The sequence below is a fragment of the Proteocatella sp. QWL-06 genome, assembly GCF_058684135.1.
Map to the genome: position 1 here is coordinate 2145730 of NZ_CM178755.1, position 22711 is coordinate 2168440.

A 22711-nucleotide genomic window follows, 5' to 3' on the forward strand; every position below is an offset into this window, starting at 1 on the left:
TTAGTATAATTATTGAATTAATGTTTAAATCCTGTATATGGAACTTTTATACCTTATATGATATAATTAAGGCACTATTTATAACAATGGGGAGAATCAATCATGATAAAGGAAAATCAGAAATTTTTAAATTATATCAACATATTTACAGATGCAGCTGTAATTGTAATATCGCTTGTTATTGCTTACATACTAAGATTTGAAGTCCTCGAAGGAATTCCCGGAAATCTAATGCTACCGTACTACCTCAGAGTATCAGTCGTTATGGTCGCCATATATTTTCTAATTTACAGTACATTTGGGCTTTATGATTCTTTCAGAAACAAACAGTTTTTTAAGGAGCTCGGTCTCATTATAAAGGCAAATATCTTAGGAGCACTCATTTTCATTGCTGCCTTTTATGTATTCAAAATAATAGATCTATCCAGGCTCGCACTTGTAATTTTCTTTTTTGTAAATATTTCGCTTACTTCAGTAAAACGTTTTACTCTCAGATCCGTCCTCAGAAGCTACAGAAAAAAAGGCTTTAATATAAAGCACATCCTTATAGTTGGTAGCGGAGATCTGGCAAAAGACTATATACAGGCGATAAATAAAAACAAGTCTCTGGGCTTTAATATAATGGGTTATGTTTCTAACTCAAAGAATCTTGAAGGCTATAAATATTATGGTGGCTTTGAAAGCCTTGATAATATACTTGATGAAATAATATTTGACGAGGTGGTAGCCGCCCTTGAGATAGAAGATTTTAAAAAACTTAAAGACATAATCGAAGTATGCGAAAAAAGTGGTACTAAGGTCTCCATGATTCCTTTCTATTCTAAATACATGCCAACCAAACCATATATAGATGAAATTGAAGGAATCCCACTGATTAACTTGAGAAGAATCCCGCTTGATAACATAGGTAACGCTCTAATAAAGAGAATCATGGATATAGCCGGATCAATAGCCCTTATACTCATTTCATCGCCAATAATGATATTCGCCGCAATAGGTACAAAGCTGTCTTCTCCTGGACCGATAATATTCAAGCAAGAACGTGTAGGACTAAACAAAAACATCTTCACAATGTATAAATTCAGATCCATGAGAGTGAATGACGCGCAAAATAAAGGATGGACAACTAATAACGACCCAAGAAAAACAAAATTTGGATCTTTTATGCGGAAATTCTCCATAGACGAGCTTCCTCAATTCTTTAACGTACTTTTTGGAGATATGAGCCTCGTAGGACCAAGACCCGAGCTTCCTCACTTTGTAGATAAATTTAAGGAAACCATACCGCTTTATATGGTAAAGCATCAGGTGAGGCCTGGAATAACAGGCTGGGCACAGGTGTGCGGATTCAGGGGAGATACTTCGATCAAGGGCAGGATAGAGCACGACATCTACTATATCGAGAACTGGAGCGCACTGTTTGACATGAAGATCATATTCATGACTGCGTTCAAGGGAATGGTGAACGACGAAAAAATAAAAAAATAAAAATCGTAAAGAGTTCAAATAAAAAGCATGGAAATCCGAGCATTAAAACTCGTCTGGAAATCCATGCTTTTTTGTACAAATAAGGTAAAATTTCTGTCTCTAAAGCCCTTTGCCCGATTTAACAGAGAGAACAGACATCCGATCTCTACTGTTGATGTAGTTGAGTGCATAACCCGCTCCAAGCAACACCCAGAAAATTGGTGCTACTACAGGTACAGAATCATTAAAAAATCCAGCAGCCAGATATCCTGTTATTGCTACCGTACATGCGATACCGTAGTATTCACCTTTTGTATACTCTTTCCTCAGAGCATAGAGCTTAAATGATTTTATGATATACACTCCCCAAAGGACAAGCATCGCTCCAAGCGCTATTATTCCGCTGTTTACCGCATATAGGAGATATATGTTGTGAGGTTTGTCCACTATCATGAACGGAGTATCATATGCATAAGTCTTGGCGACTATATCATATTGTGGAAATGCCATAAGAAAATTGTCTGGTCCATATCCCAGAAGAGGTTTTTTTGCTATAAGCGGCAACGTACGCGACCATATATATCCTCGCATCGAACCGACCTTCTCGCTTCCCTCAAAACCAATGTGTGGAGCAACTTCAAGTTCAAATCTGTTCGCTTGCGCATCTATAAGATATACCCCATCACCCTTAACCCACTCTAAAAGATAATAAGTAAATTCATTATAATATAGTGCAATTTGAGCATACGAACTGTTACTTTGACTAGATTTTAAAATTTTCATTTTATCATATGGTGCAGTTAATGTGTAATTCTTTTCTTCACTATTATATTTGTTTTCAACAAGATTCCCTTTAGAATCTTTGATCACTATAGTTGCATCATCCTTAAAATCAAGATTTAATTGTCCATCTACTGTTTCTATTCTAGCCTCATTTCCATCAGTCTTAACATCATATACAGGAAGCCCATACGTTGGGTCATATACATAAGAGTCTTTGTTTGCAAACAGCGTCTTTGCGTCCAAAATTATATCCACAGTATTGTGGATAAGAAGACCCTGACTGACTGTATTCGCAATGCCAGTAGCAGCCACTGCACACACTATTGTTCCAATAAGAAGTTTCCTGCTTTTAAATATTATTTTGAAATTTATAGCAATTACAGCCAATATTCCAAGTGAGACTCCTACGAGTCCCGCCTGAGAGTTTGCCTTCACCAGTATTAATGATGTGGCAACTACAATTACTCCCATTATAGTCCTAAGTATTTTATTTTCATGATTTGACAGTGCTATAACTGAAAAAAACGGAATTATAAGACTTGCGTAGCTTCCTACGTAGTTGGGATTCATCAGAGTAAGGTATACAAGACCATTAGTACTTACTGGCTTAACTATATCCTTATATTTGTCTGGAGTTGTCAGGTTATATATAAAATCACTTGTAAGAATATCTTTATTTATGACTTGCGATATTCCAATTATTATCATTATCAACGATAAAAATATCAAAGCATATTTTATGTACTTAAAATCCTCTGAACTCCTCATTATAAAATAAGTATACAAAAACATTGTAATATAACACATATGCATAACAAGTCCTTCATGTCTCTCAGGTGCTCCCCAAAGAGCTACATGCTTGTAATCTGATGTATACAAACTTAGTATGGAAAGGACTACAAACAATCCAACTGATGCGTATATTATCTTTGCAATCTTGTCTATCTTGAGATTGTATTTATTCACCATAAAAAATAAACTTACCAACATCACAACAGCCAGACTTATTATCATTACACTCTTACTGAAGCAGTATATATCTGTTTCAATTTTACTTGTCCAAAATATTCCAATAGAAGGATCAAGAGGTATAATATTAAGCCTTACGATAAGCGGTACAATTGCCAGCATCAATACTATCGGTAAAAAAATCATATGCTTTATATATGTACTTTCATTATTATTTTTCTCAATTTTTTTTTGATAATTTGCTTTATTGTTCATATATTTACTCCTATAATTATTAGTTAATTCAAAATGAGTTGCAACATTTATATCCTTATTAATTATACATTATTTTAACGCGTATGTATATACTGAGTGAACACAAAAAAAGAAGCCCTAAGGCTTCTCTTTTTAAAATTTATTATATTGATATAATTATCCTATTATTGTTACAGTTTTTGTAGCAGCATCCCACTGAAGTTCTACTCCGAATGCAGAAGCAAGAGATCTAAGTTCTATGAAAGTAGAACCGTTTTTGATTACAGCTTTAGCATTTAATTTAAGTGGAGTTCCGTTTACATACATTGTATCAGCCCCTATAACTACTGAAGCAACTTTTGAATCGTTAGTGAATGTAGCTGTCTTAGTGTTTGAATTCCAATCAGCTTTTAATCCAAGAGATTCAGCAAGTGCTCTTACTGGAAGCATAGTATAACCTTTACCAGCTACAAATGGTGCTTCGTTAGCAGTCATTTGAGTTCCGTTTACTGTGTAAGTTTTTGATCCGATTACAAATACTGTTGTAGTAGCAGTAACTCCGTACTCTTTAACTACGTTTGCATATGCTATTGTATAATCAGGATCTTTTTTATCATTATTTACTGTTTTATCTATTGCATTACTGAAAGATGTAGCTTCTGTTACATAAGTGTCAAGCATTTTTTCGCCATCTACTGCTGATCCATAAGCCATTACTACAAGATTTGAAATTGTTATTGTTCCAGCTTCTTTTGAAGAAGTTGATTTTACATCAATTACAATTGATTGCTCATCTGATTTTTTAGCTGAACTTTCTTTTGTTAATTTGTCATCAATTTTCATTCCGTTTGTAGCTTCTATTTTGTAATCTGTTGCGAAATATAGTCCAGATATGTTTTGATCTCTTAAGTTAACTACTATATACTCATCTGTATCAAACATTCCAGCTTTTGCTTCTTTTATTACTATATCAGCAGTTGCTATACTTTCACCTTTTTTGATTGGAGTTACTTTTGCAATTTCTACTGTATAAGCAGGAGTTACTTTTGCAATTTCACATTCAATTGTTCCGAAATCTCTTGACTCTGCAGTAAGAACTACTGGTCCAGATTGAGAATAATCAGTTTTAATTTTCATTTCAAATTCAAGAGTCTTCTCTTTGCTATCATTTGCTGTAAGAGTGAATTCACCATCTTCGGCTGTTCCATCATCTTCTTTTCCGAAGTTTTTAGCATTTTTATCAAGACCTTTTGTTCCTTTTATTGAATCTGTTGTTACATCAGCACCTTTTATAGTAAAGTCGATGTCTCTGTTAGCTGTGAAAGATCCAACAACTCCTGAAAGCTTAACCTTTATTGTTGCTTCTTCACCACCGTATAGAGCTGGTATTTCTTTTTTGTTCTTTTCAACAGCTGTCATTGCTACATCATAATCAGCTAAAACACCTACTGTTTCGTCAACTGATTCGATTTTTTGATTTGAAGCACCTCTTGAAGTTACCTTAAGATTAATGTCACCTTTTGATGCATCTCTCTTATCAACAGTAACAATTGGCTCAATAACTACTGATTTAGCATTTGCAGGATCAGCAAAAGTTAACACTAGTATGTTGTCATCAGTAAGATCTTTTGCGAAACCACTTCCCATTACAGAAATCTTAGTATTATCTTTATCCCAGTTAAATGAATCTGGTAATTCTAATACCAATTTTTTTGTAAGCGGGTTAGTGCCGTCGAAATCTTTGATTTCTACTCTTGAAAGTTTTCCACCATCAAAACCTATTTTTTTAGTTGCATCAGTTACAACCATTTTAAGATCTGAGCTTTGGCCTTCTTTTACAACAGCCACTTTTATAGGATCTGCAACTTTAAGTCCAGTAGTATCAACTTCTTCTACTGCAAGAGTTACATCTCCAGCATCAGCTTCGTCAAATAGAACCCAAAGTGTTAAAACCATATCCATATCTTCTGATCCCATAGTAACCGCTGGAACATCGATAGTCGCTATGTTGTCAAAGTCAGAATCTAAATCAATTGTTTCGATCTGACCTGTAGTAACTCCCACAACGCCTTTTGCACCATTTGCATTAAATGATATTTTTTGCTTTGCAGCGTAGTCAACCTTAGGAGCACCTTCAATCTTAGGATCAGTAAATTCTTTAGCGAAATCAGCACCGCTTAAAGTCAGTTTTGTTGTTCCTTCTTTAAGGTCATTGTAAGCCGCTTGTGTTAGTTTAACAGATACCTGTTCAACTTTAATATCAGTGTCATCTGCTTCTACTCTACCACCTGGAACTGTACCAGCTGTAGCGAATGCAGACATTGGTACTAATGATAAAATCATCATTAACACCATTAATAGAGATAATCTCTTCTTCATTGTGTTTTTCCTCCTCGAAAATTTAATATGTTTTTGAGAGTTTAAAGGGGTCTCTCTCCCCTACCCAGTATAATTACTCGATATTACGTTTTTAATTATATCAACACCCTCGTGTGATGTCAATTATAACAAGTCAAATGTAACAAAACTGTAATTTACTGAATTTGATGATATAAGTATATTACTTAAATCATTATACCATATCATACTACATTGTTGTGTTACAGGTCAATTACATTTTTGATTAATTTGTTACAGTGGCCTTTTTTTGAGTATTGTTCCAATCGATAGATACACCAAACGCAGTTGCAAGTGATCTAAGCTCTATCATGGTTGCCCCATTTTTAATCTCTGCAGGTACTGCAAGTTTGTAATCAATGCCATTTACTACCATAATCGAGTCACCGAGTTTTACAACTGCAGTTCTCGTCTTATCTGAAAATGTTGCGGTTTTGGTATCGTTATTCCAGCTTGAGGAAAGTCCAAGACCATCTGCAAGCGCTCTTACCGGAAGCATAGTATAGCCTTTGTTTATATATGGTGCTTCTGTTGCCTGTCTAACTAACCCTGATACCGCATAGTTTTTATCCCCTATTTTAAATACTGTGGAAGTTTTTGCTATACCAAGTATCGTAACGTAAGGAGCATCAAATATTACATCACTATTATTTTTTATTTCGAGATTTGCAGTTCCACTCACTACTGTCTCAAGTGAATACACCTTTATTCCTGTTATATTTATTGTAGCAGCAGTACTTTGACTACCTCTTAAAACGGTAAGCACCATGTTAGAATCTGAATCAAGTTTTGGTTTTGAAAGTTCCAATCCTCCTGTCGCCGATATAACTACGTTGCTGTCATCAAAACCCATTTGCGAATTATCCAATGAAAAATAAAGTTTGTCACCTGTCTTTAGTGTCCTTAGCTCTGATTCTCTTATCTTTATATCATTAGTTTTTGAAGATATTCCTTTTTGACCAAAAGAAGTCATTGGTGCTTCTATGAATAATTTTGATGATATATCTGCTATTTCAACTTTCTTCATGCTAAAACTATCTGATGATATCTCCATAGTTGCCTTACCACTTTGAGCAGGATCTGCTGTTATTTCCATTATGAGGCTTATACTTTGCACACTTGAATTGAGTGTTTTTATTGAAAACTTTCCATCCTTATAAACTTCTTTTCCATTTATAAGGTTTTTATCTTCTTTTCCATTTGATTCCCCCAGAAGCATAATCTGACCTTTAGGTGATTTGACTGTAACACTCTTGAATACAACTCCCACTCCATTTGCATCAAAGTCTATATATCCGCCTTTTGGGAAAGTTTCTTCTATTCCTGAAAGAGTAACCTCTACAGTTTTCGTCTGTGAACTTTGCATTGAAGGTATTGCCGATTTCCCTTGCTCTTTCACTTCTATATTAGGAGCATTATCTGTTATCGCACCTATTATAGCTGTTTTTTTATCTGTTTCTCTATCTCTAACTTTATACGTCACTGTAACTTCTGCGTTTTTGTATTGCACATCTTTGTTTGTGTCAATTACTGGAATAACTGTTAAAAATTTGTTTGCGCTATTTATACCAGTTATGTTCATCTGTGTTCTTTCCGAGTTATATGATGCAGTAATAGCTTTATCGTCAAGCTTTACTAATGTGTCTTTGCCAAATCTTATTCCCTCTGAAAGTCTTATTGTAACTTCATTATTTGAAGTAACCGAGTCAAGTCTGTCCATGGTCTCTATCATGAATGGAGATAAAGCTCCACCATTTTTACCAATTCTCATACGATCATCATTTACTCTTATATTCATTTCTCTTTGCATGTCACCAACCTGATAAGCTATCGTCTCTTTATGATTCTTTACACCTGTCTGATCTCTATCTGTTATTTCAAGATCTACATCTCCTAGCTTAGACTCTCTGAAATCGAGTTTCATCATAAGAAATATCTTTATGTTATCTTTTGCCTTATTTTCAAGAGTATTTCCACTTACCTTCATTACAAATTCGTTTTCTCCACCACCTAGAGCTTGCTGGAATACTGTCTCGAATCTTAAATTTGTACCTGTAGTTATCTCTTTCCCCGATTGCACGAGTTTGTAACTAACTGGATTGCTAACGTTTGCAAGATATGCGTTTTTCAGTTTGAAATTTACATATCCTTCTTTTAGTGAAGAATAGTCTCCTACATCTATCACTACTGTGATTTCTTCGTTGTCATCGGACTGAGCAACTTTTGGTGCTCCATCTGTAACATATACATTCTCCGAATCCTCTGCGGCAAATGCCGAAAATGGAAGCAGTGATGCGGTCATAATCATTACCATTAATAAAGATAGTTTCTTTTTCATTATTTCTCCTCCTTTAAAATTAAATGTTGAAAAATTTTCAAAGCCACATTAGTTTATTTACCCATTGTACCATGTTTTATTCGTTTTTGGCCAGGAGTAACCCCTTTGTACAACTAACTTAACCGTTTTGTAATAAAATAGCGCGGTATTTCTGTTATAATATAGACAGTATTTAATATTATTTATTAATAGGAGGTAATCATGAAATACAACAAAAAAATCGTTGCCGGAATTTTGGCCGCATCGCTGTGTGCAGGATCTATAGCATTTGCAGCTCCCGCAATGACAAGAAATATCGCGGTAAACTATAATTTGAAACTTAAAGTTAATGGACAAGACTACACTGTAGATGATCAAAATCAAAGACCTTTTAAGACGAGTGATGGAAGAGCTTATGTTTCTGTTGCAGCTCTTAGCAAGATGGGAATAGCTACTTCAACTTACGCAGATGGCACCGTAACCATAAAAAATGTTGCATCTGGACCAAGCTCAAGTGAAATTCAAAGCCAGCTCAACGCAGTTATTGCTCAAAACAACAGCCTTCTGACTACAAACAACAATCTTGTGACTGAAAATGCAAAACTAAAAGCTGAGTTAGAGGCGAAGAAAGATAATTCATCAAATACTTCAACTTCTACAACAAAGCCTTTCAAGAATCTTAAATCAAGTGATAAGAGAGAACTTGTTAGTGATATAGAATCCGATCTTAGATCTATAAGGGCTGACTCTATATTTCAAAGAAGCCAGAGATTCAACGTAAGCGCTTCTCTTAGTGATGATTCAGTTTCACTTGAACTTACACCATCTGACACTTGGAGTGCTGAAGACGTAAAATCCTGGAATGCAATTTTGGACAGTTCTTCAAAATATGATGACCTCGAAGAAGATTTCCAAGATTTTACTGAAGAAGTACTAGATGAACTTGAAAGCACATTGAAGGACTACAAAGGCTACGATGTGAAAATATCAATCTACTCTGATAAAGATGCTAAAAATGTAGTTGTTGACACTGAATACAGAGCTTCAAAAGACAAAATATATGTAGATTTTAATGCTGCAAAATAAATTTTTAATATATTAATGATAAAAAGTGCATTAAATATCATTTAATCTGATATTTAATGCACTTTTTTGATATAATTATCATACATATTCAAAATTTCTAATAAAAACAATTAAATTGGAAGGGAACATTTTTTATGAACGCACTTAATCCATATCTAACTGTATTTTTACTCGCTGCCACCCCTATAATAGAGCTGCGTGGCGCTATACCCGCGGGAGTAGCCATGGGGCTCAGTCCCTGGACCGTATATCTTATTGCCGTTGCAGGTTCTACACTGCCAGCACCTTTTTTAATACTTTTCTTCAGGAAAATTTTAGACTTTTTGGAATATAAAGGCTGGTTTACAAAACTTACTGATTTTTTGCACAACCATGTGCAGAAAAAAGCCCACAAACTGAAAAAAGCCTCTGTATTAGGCCTTTTTCTTTTTGTTGCTGTTCCGCTCCCTTCTACAGGTGCTTATACCGGATCTGTCCTGGCATCGGTATTTGACATCAGACTTAAATATTCTTTTCCTGCGATATTAGCTGGAAATTTTGCTGCGGGATTTATAATGATGATGCTTTCGCATATGGTGTTTTAGCAGTTACAACTATGCTGTTAAATATGATTTTTAAATATGGAGATTATCTCTGGAAAAACTCTTTCCAGAGAATATTTTTGGGATAAATTTCGACTTTCTTTTCCAAGCGAACCCAACAGTTCTTTATTATTCTGGAGTTTATTTATGATATCGGAAAAACCAGTTTTATCACCATACTCAAAAAGATATCCATTAATATTTTCTTCTATCAGATCCACATGTCCCTTAACCCTTGAGGCTACAACGGGTAACCCCATATACATTGCCTCCATTATATTAAAAGGCAAACCTTCAATCCGGCTCGAAGACACACATACATCTGCTATAGAATAATAATAGTCAATATTTTTAACATATCCAGTGAAAATTATTCTTTCCTCTAAATTGAGCTCATCTACTATAGATTTACACTTCTCAAAATTCTGTCCATTTCCCATTAGTATTAGTTTTATATTTGAAGGCAAATTTTCTAAAGCTCGAATAATCATCTCCTGATTTTTTCGATCTGAAAACTCAGCGGCATACACAAGAACCAGGTCCTCTTCTGAAATATTCAGTTTTAGTCGTTCTTCATCTCGATTTTCGCAGAATTTCAATTTTTCAAAATTCACGCCCATTCCATTTGTAAAATGAAGTTTATTTTTATAGAGCTTATGTTTTTTTGCAATATTATAATCATCTCTGTTCATAACTATGATGTCATCCGTCCAAGGGCTCATTATTTTCTCAGCCAGTAACATTATATTCTTCTTTATGAATGGGAAATTATCATCAAAGAGATAACCATGCACTGTATTTATGACATAAGGTCTTCTATTGCTCAAAGCAACTGCCATGCGTGTAAAAAATGCTGCCAGGGATGTGTGCGTGCTTATGATATCATAATTCTCTGTCTTGATTGTTTTTGAAAGCCTGGATGCCAACTTAAAATTTTCTATCGATGTAATGTTTTTCTGAAATGGAATATCGAAAACTCTGTCAGCAAATATTATTTCCTGAGCTTTTCCTCCAACGGCTACATGTACTTCAAATCCATTTTCTTTAAAGAATTTTAGATAAGGAATATGAAAATTATTTATATGACTGTAAGTTGATGCTGTAAATAGTATCTTTTTCAAATTATTACTCCTCAGAAATTACTACCTTTAATCATGGATAACTCTATTCTTGATAAATTTGGCTGGATTTCCACCAACAATAGTATATGGTTCAACGTTTCTATTTACAACCGAACCAGCCGCAATGACTGCCCCTTCACCTATCGTAACTCCTTGAAGAATAGTACTTTTTCCACAAATCCACACATTATCTTTTACAACTATTGATTCACCATTATCTGGTAAATCCAAATAGGTGTAATCATGTCCTGCCGAAAAAAAACTCACATCTGGAGCTATTGCGACATTATTTCCAATAATAATTTTTGCAGACTTGTTGTAAAATGATGCGAACAGTTTACATCCTCTGTTTATCGTAACTCCACTGCCAATGATAATTTTCGAGGTATATCTAAAGTAACATTTATAGTCAATCATCACCGATTTCCCAAATTTTGCAAAAATCAATCTAAATACAACATTTCTTATAAATTGTGGGCAACAATCTAAAATACTCCATAACAAGTTCATAATCCAAGAATACAATCCAAATAGAATAATCTTCATGATAACTTAGGTCCTTTTTTATAATATACAAACAATGATTCCAAAAACAATTAAAACTATACCTATGCACTGACGTTTATTTATTTTTTCTTTCAAAAATATATAACTTAAAATTGTAATAAATACATATCCAGAGGTATCTAGCATTGTACCTGTAGATAAATTAATGAATTTATACAAATAGGTAGCACAAAAAGTCACTACAAAAAAAATTGAATATCCTAAAATAACATACTTATTTAAATAAAATTTCATTCCCTCATTATCATTTATTGCGGCTTTCTTTAATAAAATCTGAGAACAGCTTGATAAAAATATGCAGAGAATAAACAGAAGTATATAAAAAATATCGTTAATCCGAATTCACCACCAATACAATTCCTATTATAATCAAACACCCGCCTACAATATTGTTAATTGAAATAATTTCATTAAACAATACGTTTCCCCAAATAATACCCCAAATAACTACTATTGCTTTATTTGCAAAAGCAATAGTCAAAGGGATAGACTTTAATATATTCTGCCATAATATTGCATATACAAAAAGTATGATTAACACTATCCCATATGTTAACCAAAACTTAATACTAAAAGTCTCTTGATTTGAAGCAATTTTTGAAAATATGCCTACAAATGAATATAATATTAAAACTAAGTGGAGTAACACATATTTCCTTAAACCGCTTTTTATATTAATATTAAATTTATTATTCATCTATATTTATCATTTCTCTTATAACATACTGCGGAGAATTATTTATGCTAATGTAAATACGTCCAATATATTCTCCAATCAAGCCTAACATTAGCATTATCATTCCCCCTATAAATAGAATAACAGCCATCATAGAACTATATCCAGCTAATACGTGAGGATTTAAAATCTTATTTATCGTAGTATATAGCCCAAATAAAAATCCTAAACATGCAACAAACAATCCACAAACCGACGCTATTCTAAGAGGTTTGACAGAAAATGCAGTAAACCCATTGAGCCAGAGCGACAGTGATTTTTTTAAAGTATATCCGCCCTCGCCATAGCTACGATTACGCTCTTCCATATCAATGTTCTTTAGCTTTGATGTTGTACGAACAAATAACCCCGCCATATAAGGATATGGATTTTTATATTTTAGTATTTCTTCCATAACGAATCTTTTAATAATACTAAAATTAGTTATTTGTAAGTCTTTTGGCTGACCAATTAAGACACTTGCCATTATATGATTAATTTTACTTCCGAAATTTTTAAACTCCGATTGCTTTTTTTCAAAATATGATGCAATAGATATATCATAATCACCTTTCAATGGTTCTAATAAATCCCATATCCTCTCTAATGGGCATTGACCATCATCATCCAAATTAACAATATAATCACCACTAGCGACCGAATATCCTGCAATCATTGCTGCATGTTTCCCCATATTTTTTGCAAGGTCTATCACTTTTATCTTGTCATTATCGCTAGCAATGCTTTTCAATACTCTAATAACATTATCCGGTGAACAATCATTCACTGCTATTATTTCATAATCGTAATCATCTTTAATTGACATTATATCTATGATTTCATCAATTACATTCTCAACATATAATTCTGACATGTAACATGGGATTACAAAAGAAAGTTTATCCATTTATTTATCCTTTTTAATATTTAATAAAATAAAAATTAAATTAAGTCAATACTATACTTATTCTCCAACTTTATACTCCTTTGAGGTACATATACTCCATTCATTTCTGTATTAGATGAAATATAACAAGATGCTCCTACAAGTGTGTAGCTCATTATCTCAATTCCATTTTTTATTGTACAATTATTTCCAAAAAAACAATTATTGTGAATCGTAATGTTCCCAGCAATTGCAACGGATATTGTAAAAAAATTAAAATTCCCTATTTTAGTGTGATGTGCTACATGAGCTACTGGCCAAAATACATTCCCATCTCCCACCTCACAGGATTTCCCAATAACTACCCCCTCCATTACAATATTACCTATTCCAAATTTGTCAGAAAGAACTATTGCGGTCGGGTGGAAGTAACTTAATACTCTATATCCTTTTTCTTTAACCTCTTTAAATTTTTGCTCTCTTATATTGTTCATTTTCGTATACCCAATACAAACAAAAATGTCATATTCTGAAGGGCTAAAATATTCTTCAATGTTCTCAAAATCTACTACTGGTAAATTACAAAACTCATCTTTGTCTCTGTATTTCTTATCCACGGTGAATGCACATACTTCATATTTCTTATCATCCAATAGATACTCATACAATAATTCACCAAATTGTTCAGTTCCAAAAATAATCACTTTTTTCAAGTTTCTAATTCTCCTTACGCATCAATACTTCAATTAATTTCATATTCCCTTTGTCATATTTATCTATATCAAGTATCAATTTGCTAACTTCATAATCCACTACCTTAAATTCTATACTTTTATTCTTTGTATCTAAAATTAAGTATGAACATCCTCTTCCATCTCTTTGTTGACCTAAAGAACCTGGATTGATGATTGTTGTTTCTTTTACATATCTTACCATCTTATGATGTGTATGTCCCAGGATTACATAATCATATTTTGTGAAGCTATCATCTTCACTTATATCTGTATTGGGATATATTCTTCCATTTAAATGATCTATAGGCGATCCATGAAAAATGCCTATCTTAATATTATCTACTTCTAATTCCAATTTAGTTTTCCATGTTCTTAAAAAATCAATATTTTCATTACTTATTTTTGCTAATACATTTTTATATGTATTACCATATTTTCGAATTAAATCCTTCTCCAAACTTTTGTTATCTAATGCATTTAAGAACATTTCATCATGATTTCCTAATATGCTTGTGAAATCATGTCTTGCCCTTAAAATATTCAATATCTCATTTTGGTGATAATAATATCCAAAAATGTCACCACAAAAAACAATTTTATCTATATCCATATCCGAAATATCTTCCAAAAACTTATTAAACGAATATATATTCCCATGTACATCTGAAAAAAACACTATTCTCATATTATAAATTCCTTAATTAAAGTTTCAATTGTGTCTTGTATATTATACTTAGGTTCAAAACCAAGTAACATTTTCGCTTTCCGAATAGAAATGTTCCATCTATAATCTTCTTCTTTATCCGGTTTACCATTAAATATGATTTCACTTGATGAATACGTCATTTTTTTACATATGTTTGCTAGTTCAATATTAGAGTAAGAATTTTCAGAAGCTATGTTGAATACTCCAGACACATTTTTATTTATACTCAAAGCTACAGCCTTGCATATATCTCTAACATCTAAATAATTTTGAACTCTTTCACCTCTACCGAATATCTCTATATCTTCATTTCTAATACATCTAATTACGAAATTAGAAAATATCGTATTACTATTCATCCCGATTCCAACAGGTGATGGAATTCTAAAAACAACCGGTAATATCCCGTACTTTTTAGCTAATAGTACTATATTTTCTCCCATTAATTTTGATGCATGATACACACTTTCAGGTTCAACTGGATGACTTTCATCAATCAGATCAGTTTGTGGTTTACCTATCACAGGTATACTTGAAATGTAAATGACTTTTTTCACATTTAAACCAATAGCTGCCTTAACTACATTTTGAGTTCCAATGCAATTGATTTTTATTAATTCCGGATTAAAATCATTTTTATCTATACAAGCAGCACAATGAATAATAATATCACAGTTTTGAATACGTTCAGAAACATCTAAAATAAATTTATCATTCGATATGTCTCCTATAATATATTCAATATCTTCCGAAAATATGTCACTTTTTCTACCTACACCATATATTTCATTATTTGAATCTAACAATAATGATCTGCAAATATTTTGACCGATAAAACCATTTACACCAGTTATCAATATTCTCATAACATTCTCCCAAAATACAATTATAACGTTTGATATTGATTTCCCAATTTTTCAACTTCAAATTTTTCAGAATCCATTTTATAAACTTCATCTAAATATCTATATGCTGTGCCTTTATTTATTTTAAATAACTCATTTATGTTTTTGTTAAGGACATATTCATATATTTGTGCAACAACATCATTATAGCCAAAATGTGCTCTCATAGGAGTAGTACCAGAGAATCTTACATTTAATTCGAAACAAATTGGTCTGCCTCTGCGGTCTAATCTAAGCTGTATATTCAACGGACCTTTTGGCCTGAAATTATTGCAGATTTTTATAACCTCATCATATATTTCCTTATTATCTACAACAGTAGCTTTATAAGTTGTCCCCTCTTTAAGATAACGATGCATTATAATCACATCAATCAATGCCCCATTTTTATCGCAATAACAACCTACAGTATATTCAGAGTCTTCATCGCCTATATATTCTTGAATAACATAGTTGTCCATGTTACTCACAATTTCAAGTTGTTCTTCATCCATAACTTTTATTATTCCATTAGAACCTTTCCCGTTTCTAGGTTTAGCTATTAGGGGATATCCCATTGCAGACACGAACCTCTTTGCTTCCTCAAGACTTCCACTTGGAATAAATTGGGGATAATTACATCCGCTATTTTTTAACCATTCACATGTCAATAATTTATCTTGACCGATTTCAAGCATTTTTATATCTGATGAAATAAATACAGCCTTAGTTCCCTTTTCTAATATTCGCCTATTCCTTGCAATACTTAAAATGATTTCTTCTACTCCTGTCATTATAATGTCGATATTTTCCTTATTACATATACTTATTAACCAAGGAATGAAATAATCTGAATTCGCAAATGGAGATATATATGATTTGTCGCATAGATACAGACCAGCAGAATCCTCGGTAACACATGCCCCTATAAGTTTACAATCTAACTTTGAATAGGAAATAGCCTTTAATATTCCTTGACTTACATTTCCCCCAACCCCTAATATCAATATGTTGATTTTTCTCATTTTACGCCTCTGTTATCTCATAAAATTTACATATACATTCGGTTATTTTATGAACATCATCCTCTTTTATTTTATAATACATTGGCAATCTTAATAGCCTTTCACTTTCAATCGTTGTATAGACATCTTCTCCACTCATTATTCCAAATTTCTTGCCTGCAGGTGATGAGTGCAGCGGAACATAATGAAATACTGCCAGGATATCATATTTTTTCAAGTACTCTATTAATTCTGTTCGTTCTATATAATCCTTAGTTTTGATATAAAACATATGAGCATTGTGAGTAATTCCACTTGGTATTGTTGAAAACTCAATATGTCCTTTTTCCTCAAGTTTCTTTAAATTTTCATAATATAGATTCCAAGAATCCAACCTATTCTCATTAATCATATCAGCTTTTTCAAGCTGTGCCCATAGATAAGCTGCATTTATCTCGCTTGGAAGATATGACGAACCCCAATCAACCCAAGTATACTTATCTATTTGTCCTCTAAAAAATTTGCTTCTATTCGTACCTTTTTCTCTAATAATTTCTGCCTTTTCAATCATATTTGGATCTTTTATTAACAAAGCCCCGCCTTCTCCCATACTATAGTTTTTTGTTTCATGGAAGCTAAAACAACCAAAATCTCCAATAGTTCCAAGCGCTTGTCCTTTATAAGTTGACATAACACCTTGAGCAGCATCTTCAATTACAAATAGCTTATGTTTTTTAGCTATTTCCATAATCTTATCCATTTCACATGCAACTCCAGCATAATGAACCGGAACTATAGCTTTTGTCCTTTCTGTAATAGCATTCTCTATTAACGTCTCGTCTATATTCATTGTGTCCGGTCTAATATCTACAAATACAATTTTTGCCCCTCGCATCACAAAAGCATCAGCTGTTGAAACAAAAGTAAATGAAGGCATAATAACTTCATCTCCTGGCTGGATATCGCATAGTGCCGCAGCCATTTCAAGTGCATGGGTACAAGAAGTAGTTAGCAACGCTTTCGGTGTTTTGAACTTATCTTCAATCCATTTATTACATTTTTTTGTGAAATCACCATCTCCACAAATTTTTTTATTTTCTATTGCTATTTTAATATAATCCAGCTCTTTTCCAATAAATGGTGGCACGTTAAAAGAAATCATCATTTTTTCTCCTTTTTAGGCTAATTTAATTTGTAATTAAAGTTCAATTTATACAATAAAATATTCCTTTTTTATCCTCTATTTTATAACTATATCCGGCCTTCGCTATATATTCATAAACGTAATCTTTAAATATCGAATTATCATCAGACAAAACAAGAAAACCTTTTATATTCGCATTCCCAATATATTCGCAAAATTTCTCATAAGTTTCTGTAATTATTCCGTTTGATAAGTAATCATTCCCAATCTCATTAAAAGCTTCAATTGGCGCATCAATTCTATCAATCATAGTGAGTTCAAATGCAGAACTAATTACTCTTCTATTTGAAAATTGTTCTTCCAGGTGATTGGATATATTATAAATTCCATTATATTCCAGTATTTGTTTGTTCCTCTCACTCGTTTCATAATTATTTATTACGATTTCACTAGAGAATGCTTTGGTCCCATAACTCCAAGACGAGTGTGAAACAAATGACAAAACTAAGTGAAGCAATATGAATGCCGCAAAACTTAATTTGATGATATCCTTTTCTAATTTATATTCAAAATCACATTCAAGAATGTAATAGAATAGTATAAATACAGAAAAAACTATTGGTATTATGAAATAATTCCCATCTGGAGATTCAAGTGAACTCGCATAATATATAGATATCAGAATGTAAAACAATAAAATCCATTTGAAAAATTTTCTAAAATAATAAGTAACTTTATCTTTGGAACTTTCATTTGAATTTGTATTGGATTTTATTAACAATCTTTTAAACATACACAGCATAATTAGATAAAACAATATACTTGAAGTCCATAACATTATTACTTTCCCCAAATTATTGGGATCAAATGTAAATTGGTAAACTCTATAAATAATTCCATTAATATCTGGAAACTCTAAGTCTATTCGAACACTGCTTGATTTAAATGGATATTTAGACTTGAATCCTATTTTATTAAAAGCATCGATTAAAATAGGGTATAATGGATATCCAGTTAATTTTAACGTCCTATAATGTACTCCTAAAACACCAATTATCGTGAAAAATAAAATTTCAATATTCTGTTTGTTGTTTTTTAAAGATAATATTGATTTAAATTCATTTTTACCAGGCTTAATTACAATAGTCACAAATATACAAATAGCTACAAACAGAACCCCACCCCACAATAAATATGTTAGCTTTGTTCCAGTTAACATTACTATGGATATAAGAGAATAATAAATATTATCTAAATCTCTATTATTTATATATTGTACAAAGAATGAAAATGATAAAAACGTAAATAGTGCCCCCATAATGTCTGGTTTAGCCGTTGTCGCTATATTAGCAATGGCAGGAATTGAAAATAATACTAACACAAAACTAATCTTAAATAAATACGATTTGTTCTTTTTGAAAACAACAGAAACTAATTCATAAAACGATGTCATAAAAAAAATCAAAATAAATATGTTTGCAGTTATAATAAAACTATAGTCTCCTAATCCGCTTATTGGTAAGTAAAATAATTCCATTAGTTTTGGGTAATAATATACGAATGCCGAATATCCCAAATAGTCATAAAAAGAATTTTCACCAACCAGTACATGTTCTGGTCTAAGACCATACCATATAGAGTCATAATCTATAGCCGTATTTGTTTTTGCGACAAGAGAAAAAATAAAAAATATTAAAACTGTAAAAATGAAAATGCTCTTTTTATCATTTGAAATCCTATTAATCCAACAAAAAAGAGTTGAAGCTAATGTTTTATATTCTTGGTCTGTTTTTTTCAACAAACTTACTAGTAATAGTACGAATGTAATTATTCTCAATTCATTTATAGTTCCATGATTTATTAAAGAAAATAATATCGCAAAAAAAAGCCATACAGAAATTCCAGTAATAAAGTTTTTTATAATCCCTTTATTTTTTCCTAAAATTCTACTACCAATAAAAGAAATGATTTCAAAATAAATGTATACAACGACAAAAGGGATAATAACTCCGTTTAGGGATAAATATAGCATACCACATGCCAATAATGTTCTTGAACTATTTTTCCTGTTATATTGAGTTAAAAAAAATGAAATAATAATAAATATTACAATCTCCAAACCGCCTTCAATAAATTCAGGCTGTCTTATATGCCAACTATAAACACCTTTTATAAGCATATTGTAAAACGGAATAAATGTGCATATGCAAAGTGTCAACAGTGATATTGCAATAAAAATATTCTTATTTAACGTTTTCTTCACTTGATTGTCCCTCCACAATAATAATGGTCTCTATACCACATTTTTTACCAGCTTCCATATCCCACGGTTTATCTCCATATAAAATGGATTTACTAACATCTATATTAAAATCTTTAATTGCTTGTTCTATCATTCCAGGTTTAGGTTTTCTGCATTTACATACTCCTGTAATATCCGGATGATGAGGGCAAAAATAAAATGCATCAATATGCGCTCCAATTTTTTCTAACTCTTGATTTATATGTTTATGAAGTTTGTGCATATCTTCCTCTGTATAATATCTTCTTGCTATTCCCGCTTGATTTGTAACTACAATCACAATATATCCTTCATCATTATATTTTTTAATTAGCTCTGGCATACCATCTATAAACCTGAAATCTTCAATCTTATAAAGATAGTTTACCTCAACATTTATAGTCCCATCTCTATCAAAAAAAGCCGCCTTATTCATAATATTCTCCTGATTTGAAATCTATTTGAGCTTTTTTATAGTCAACTTCTATCCCAATATCAATAAAATATCCTTGACTTAAAAAACCATACATACTGAATTGCTCTGTGTATTTTTCCATAAAATCCGTTTCAAAAGAAAACTTTTCTTCATCAATCTTATCCAAAAGTCCTTTGTTCATCAAATACAGTCCGCCATTTATCTTTCCTGAATCAGTGTGATTTTTATCTTTAAAACTAGTTATTCTAAAGTTCTCATCAATTTCGACTGTTCCATATCTATCGAAATTATTTAATTCTTTTAATGCTACTGTTAGATTCGATCTGTTTTGTTTATGAAAAATAGCCATTTTGTTAAGAGAAACATTAAAAAAAGTATCTCCATTAACTACAAAAACATTATCTTCTTTACAAAGTTTAAGTGCTTTTTTTATTGCTCCACCTGTATAAAGAGGTTTATCTTCAGAAGAATACTCTATTTCACAATTAGCATATTTATTACCAAAGTATTGTTTTATTATATCTTGCTTATATCCTACAGCGATTATTATTTTATTAATCCCACCTTCTGTGAGGTACTTCAATATATAATCTAAAAACGGCTTATTATCTACAGGTGCCATTGGTTTGGGAACATCACTAACAATGTGAGACAATCTAGTTCCAAAACCACCTGCTAAAATTATAGCTTCCATATTTATTATTCTCCAAAAAATTCTTCTTCTAATGCCAAGCAGATCGTATGATATATAGGCAAATGATACTCCTGAATTTTATAAGTCTCATTTGCAGGAGCACATATGGTAACATCACTTTGTAATTTCAATTTTCCGCCTGTAATTCCGGTTAGACTTACTATCTTCATGCCCTTTAACTTTGCAACTTTACATGCATAGATTATGTTTTTCGAGTGTCCAGATGTTGATATAGCGAGTAAAACATCGTTCTTATTCCCTAGTCCAAATATCTGTTGTGCAAATGAAAGGTCTGGCGCAACATCATTAGCGTACGCGCTTGAAAGCGCAAGCTCACCCTGTAATGATATTGCAGGTAAAGCACCCTGCAAATTATCCATTAAATATCTACAATCCTCTCCCGCAATATTATTCATCTGAATTTCTAAATCTGACGATATTTTTCTTGGGAGTATAAATGATTTCATCAATTCTCCTACTATATGTTGTGCATCAGCTGCACTTCCTCCATTGCCGCAAACAAGAAGTTTTCCACCCGATTTATAGCATTCGATAATTATATTCAGAGATTCTAAAACATCTTTATATACTAAGTTCAGTGCTGGGTATCTATCAACGAGATCTTCTATTTTCGCTTTTGTTTGTTCTTTCATTATTTAATTCTCCATTCTAAGCTAATATATAGTCCATGCTTGAGTCCCATTTTCCGTGAAACTAGTTAAGATAACATTACCATCCTTTTGCTTAAGCTTTTCTACAAGTTCAAATTTTTTTACAGGATCGCAGATTATCATCATAAATCCACCCCCACCGGCACCACTTATTTTAGCTGCTTTTCCACCATTTTCCATAATAAATTCATATATCTTGTCAATTTCAAAATTTGAAATTACAGAAGCCATTTTCTTTTTTGATTCCCATCCATATTTCATTTGATTTGCAAAACCTTCGAAATCCGCCTTTAGAATACTTTCTTTCATTTTATATGCCGAAGATTTTAATTCATGCATTGCATCAATCGATTTCTCATTTTTATTTTTTGTATTTTTAACTTGTTCATCAATTATTTTTGCACTGTCTCTAGATGTTCCTGTATAGTATAAAATCAAAGAACTTTCAAGCTCATTTTTAATCCAATTTTTTATTCTAAGTGGATTAACAATAACTCTATCCCCTGAAAAAAATTCAATAAAATTAAAACCGCCAAATGTTGCTGCATATTGATCTTGTTTCCCTCCAGAGAGCCCAATATCTTGTCTCTCAATCTCATATGCGAGATGAGCTATGTCATATTCTCCCATCGGAAGATTTAACCACTCCATGTATGCTTTAATTATTGCTACCACCATTGTAGATGAAGATCCTAATCCACTTCCCGCCGGCGCATCTGAATAAGTTGTCATTTTAAATGAAAGAGGTTTTCCGTTCAAAAATTCCTTAACTATTTTGTTGTACACACCCTTGTGTAATAAAAGATCTCCTTCAAGTGGTATTTCTTTTACAATTTCACATTCGAATTTTTCGTTTCTATCCGATGCATAAAATTCTATTTTTCCATTTTCATTTGGTTCTATTGTACAATATGCATACATATCAATAGTTGCATTTAAAACGACCCCTCCATATTCATCGCAGTAAGGAGATACATCGGTACCTCCTCCTGCTAATCCCAGTCTTAGTGGGGCTTTAGATCTAACTATCATAT

21 protein-coding genes are annotated in these 22711 nt (G+C 32.2%); 3 read left to right on the forward strand and 18 right to left on the reverse strand.

Going from position 1 to position 22711, the window contains the following annotated elements:
• The first annotated feature begins 102 nt into the window (after nucleotides 1–102).
• Nucleotides 103–1488 carry an undecaprenyl-phosphate glucose phosphotransferase gene (locus AC4PGZ_RS10335; protein WP_492158542.1) on the forward strand — a complete coding sequence of 462 codons (1386 nt, stop codon included), beginning with the start codon at nucleotides 103–105 and terminating at the stop codon, nucleotides 1486–1488.
• Nucleotides 1489–1587: 99 nt separating this feature from the next.
• Here the strand turns inward: AC4PGZ_RS10335 and AC4PGZ_RS10340 are convergent, their stop codons facing one another.
• The 3 genes from AC4PGZ_RS10340 to AC4PGZ_RS10350 all read right to left on the reverse strand — a co-directional run bounded on the left by AC4PGZ_RS10340 (nucleotide 1588) and on the right by AC4PGZ_RS10350 (nucleotide 8188).
• Nucleotides 1588–3474 (reverse strand): O-antigen ligase family protein, encoded by a 1887-nt coding sequence (locus AC4PGZ_RS10340; RefSeq protein ID WP_492158543.1) that lies wholly within the window; start codon nucleotides 3472–3474, stop codon nucleotides 1588–1590.
• 156 nt (nucleotides 3475–3630) lie between these two features.
• Nucleotides 3631–5832: a stalk domain-containing protein gene (locus tag AC4PGZ_RS10345; RefSeq protein WP_492158544.1), complete on the reverse strand. Its 2202-nt coding sequence runs from the start codon at nucleotides 5830–5832 to the stop codon at nucleotides 3631–3633.
• Nucleotides 5833–6076: 244 nt separating this feature from the next.
• Entirely contained in the window at nucleotides 6077–8188 is a 2112-nt protein-coding gene (locus AC4PGZ_RS10350) for a stalk domain-containing protein (protein WP_492158545.1), read from the reverse strand.
• Nucleotides 8189–8389: 201 nt separating this feature from the next.
• Between AC4PGZ_RS10350 and AC4PGZ_RS10355 the strand changes: the two genes are divergently transcribed.
• A complete protein-coding gene (locus AC4PGZ_RS10355) occupies nucleotides 8390–9253 on the forward strand; it encodes a hypothetical protein (protein ID WP_492158546.1) in 864 nt (287 codons plus the stop codon).
• 134 nt (nucleotides 9254–9387) lie between these two features.
• The gene (locus AC4PGZ_RS10360) at nucleotides 9388–9837 is read left to right on the forward strand and encodes a COG2426 family protein (RefSeq protein ID WP_492158547.1); all 450 of its coding nucleotides are present in this window, start codon (nucleotides 9388–9390) and stop codon (nucleotides 9835–9837) included.
• A gap of 17 nt (nucleotides 9838–9854) precedes the next feature.
• Here AC4PGZ_RS10360 and AC4PGZ_RS10365 read toward each other — a convergent pair whose 3' ends face one another.
• Genes AC4PGZ_RS10365 through AC4PGZ_RS10435 form a run of 15 tightly spaced genes read right to left on the reverse strand, consistent with a single transcriptional unit; the run spans nucleotide 9855 to nucleotide 22709 of the window.
• Nucleotides 9855–10955, reverse strand: a complete 1101-nt coding sequence (locus tag AC4PGZ_RS10365; RefSeq protein WP_492158548.1) for a glycosyltransferase family 4 protein — start codon at nucleotides 10953–10955, stop codon at nucleotides 9855–9857.
• A 27-nt stretch (nucleotides 10956–10982) separates the two neighbouring features.
• The gene (locus AC4PGZ_RS10370; protein WP_492158549.1) at nucleotides 10983–11501 is read right to left on the reverse strand and encodes an acyltransferase; all 519 of its coding nucleotides are present in this window, start codon (nucleotides 11499–11501) and stop codon (nucleotides 10983–10985) included.
• An 18-nt stretch (nucleotides 11502–11519) separates the two neighbouring features.
• Nucleotides 11520–11864, reverse strand: coding sequence for an EamA family transporter (locus AC4PGZ_RS10375; RefSeq protein ID WP_492160269.1), 345 nt, complete (start codon nucleotides 11862–11864; stop codon nucleotides 11520–11522).
• Nucleotides 11854–12219, reverse strand: coding sequence for a DMT family transporter (locus tag AC4PGZ_RS10380; protein ID WP_492158550.1), 366 nt, complete (start codon nucleotides 12217–12219; stop codon nucleotides 11854–11856). Before AC4PGZ_RS10380 ends, AC4PGZ_RS10375 begins: the two co-directional genes overlap by 11 nt.
• The gene (locus AC4PGZ_RS10385; RefSeq protein ID WP_492158551.1) at nucleotides 12212–13144 is read right to left on the reverse strand and encodes a glycosyltransferase; all 933 of its coding nucleotides are present in this window, start codon (nucleotides 13142–13144) and stop codon (nucleotides 12212–12214) included. Before AC4PGZ_RS10385 ends, AC4PGZ_RS10380 begins: the two co-directional genes overlap by 8 nt.
• 35 nt (nucleotides 13145–13179) lie before the next feature.
• On the reverse strand, nucleotides 13180–13827 hold the full coding sequence (locus AC4PGZ_RS10390) for an acetyltransferase (RefSeq protein ID WP_492160270.1): 648 nt from the start codon (nucleotides 13825–13827) through the stop codon (nucleotides 13180–13182).
• 13 nt (nucleotides 13828–13840) lie between these two features.
• Nucleotides 13841–14542 carry a metallophosphoesterase family protein gene (locus tag AC4PGZ_RS10395; protein ID WP_492158552.1) on the reverse strand — a complete coding sequence of 234 codons (702 nt, stop codon included), beginning with the start codon at nucleotides 14540–14542 and terminating at the stop codon, nucleotides 13841–13843.
• On the reverse strand, nucleotides 14539–15429 hold the full coding sequence (locus tag AC4PGZ_RS10400; RefSeq protein ID WP_492158553.1) for an NAD-dependent epimerase/dehydratase family protein: 891 nt from the start codon (nucleotides 15427–15429) through the stop codon (nucleotides 14539–14541). The genes AC4PGZ_RS10395 and AC4PGZ_RS10400 overlap by 4 nt, the downstream gene beginning before the upstream one ends.
• 20 nt (nucleotides 15430–15449) lie before the next feature.
• Entirely contained in the window at nucleotides 15450–16472 is a 1023-nt protein-coding gene (locus tag AC4PGZ_RS10405) for an ATP-grasp domain-containing protein (RefSeq protein WP_492158554.1), read from the reverse strand.
• 1 nt (nucleotide 16473) lies between these two features.
• Complete coding sequence (gene rffA / locus AC4PGZ_RS10410; protein WP_492158555.1) at nucleotides 16474–17616, reverse strand: dTDP-4-amino-4,6-dideoxygalactose transaminase; 1143 nt, start codon at nucleotides 17614–17616, stop codon at nucleotides 16474–16476.
• A gap of 40 nt (nucleotides 17617–17656) precedes the next feature.
• Complete coding sequence (locus AC4PGZ_RS10415; protein ID WP_492158556.1) at nucleotides 17657–19858, reverse strand: hypothetical protein; 2202 nt, start codon at nucleotides 19856–19858, stop codon at nucleotides 17657–17659.
• The gene (locus AC4PGZ_RS10420; protein ID WP_492158557.1) at nucleotides 19839–20312 is read right to left on the reverse strand and encodes a D-glycero-alpha-D-manno-heptose-1,7-bisphosphate 7-phosphatase; all 474 of its coding nucleotides are present in this window, start codon (nucleotides 20310–20312) and stop codon (nucleotides 19839–19841) included. Before AC4PGZ_RS10420 ends, AC4PGZ_RS10415 begins: the two co-directional genes overlap by 20 nt.
• Entirely contained in the window at nucleotides 20305–21006 is a 702-nt protein-coding gene (locus AC4PGZ_RS10425; protein WP_492158558.1) for a nucleotidyltransferase family protein, read from the reverse strand. The genes AC4PGZ_RS10420 and AC4PGZ_RS10425 overlap by 8 nt, the downstream gene beginning before the upstream one ends.
• A 5-nt stretch (nucleotides 21007–21011) precedes the next feature.
• Nucleotides 21012–21659, reverse strand: coding sequence for a D-sedoheptulose-7-phosphate isomerase (locus AC4PGZ_RS10430; protein ID WP_492158559.1), 648 nt, complete (start codon nucleotides 21657–21659; stop codon nucleotides 21012–21014).
• Between the two features lie 21 nt (nucleotides 21660–21680).
• Nucleotides 21681–22709: a GHMP family kinase ATP-binding protein gene (locus AC4PGZ_RS10435; RefSeq protein WP_492158560.1), complete on the reverse strand. Its 1029-nt coding sequence runs from the start codon at nucleotides 22707–22709 to the stop codon at nucleotides 21681–21683.
• Between the last annotated feature and the right edge of the window lie 2 nt (nucleotides 22710–22711).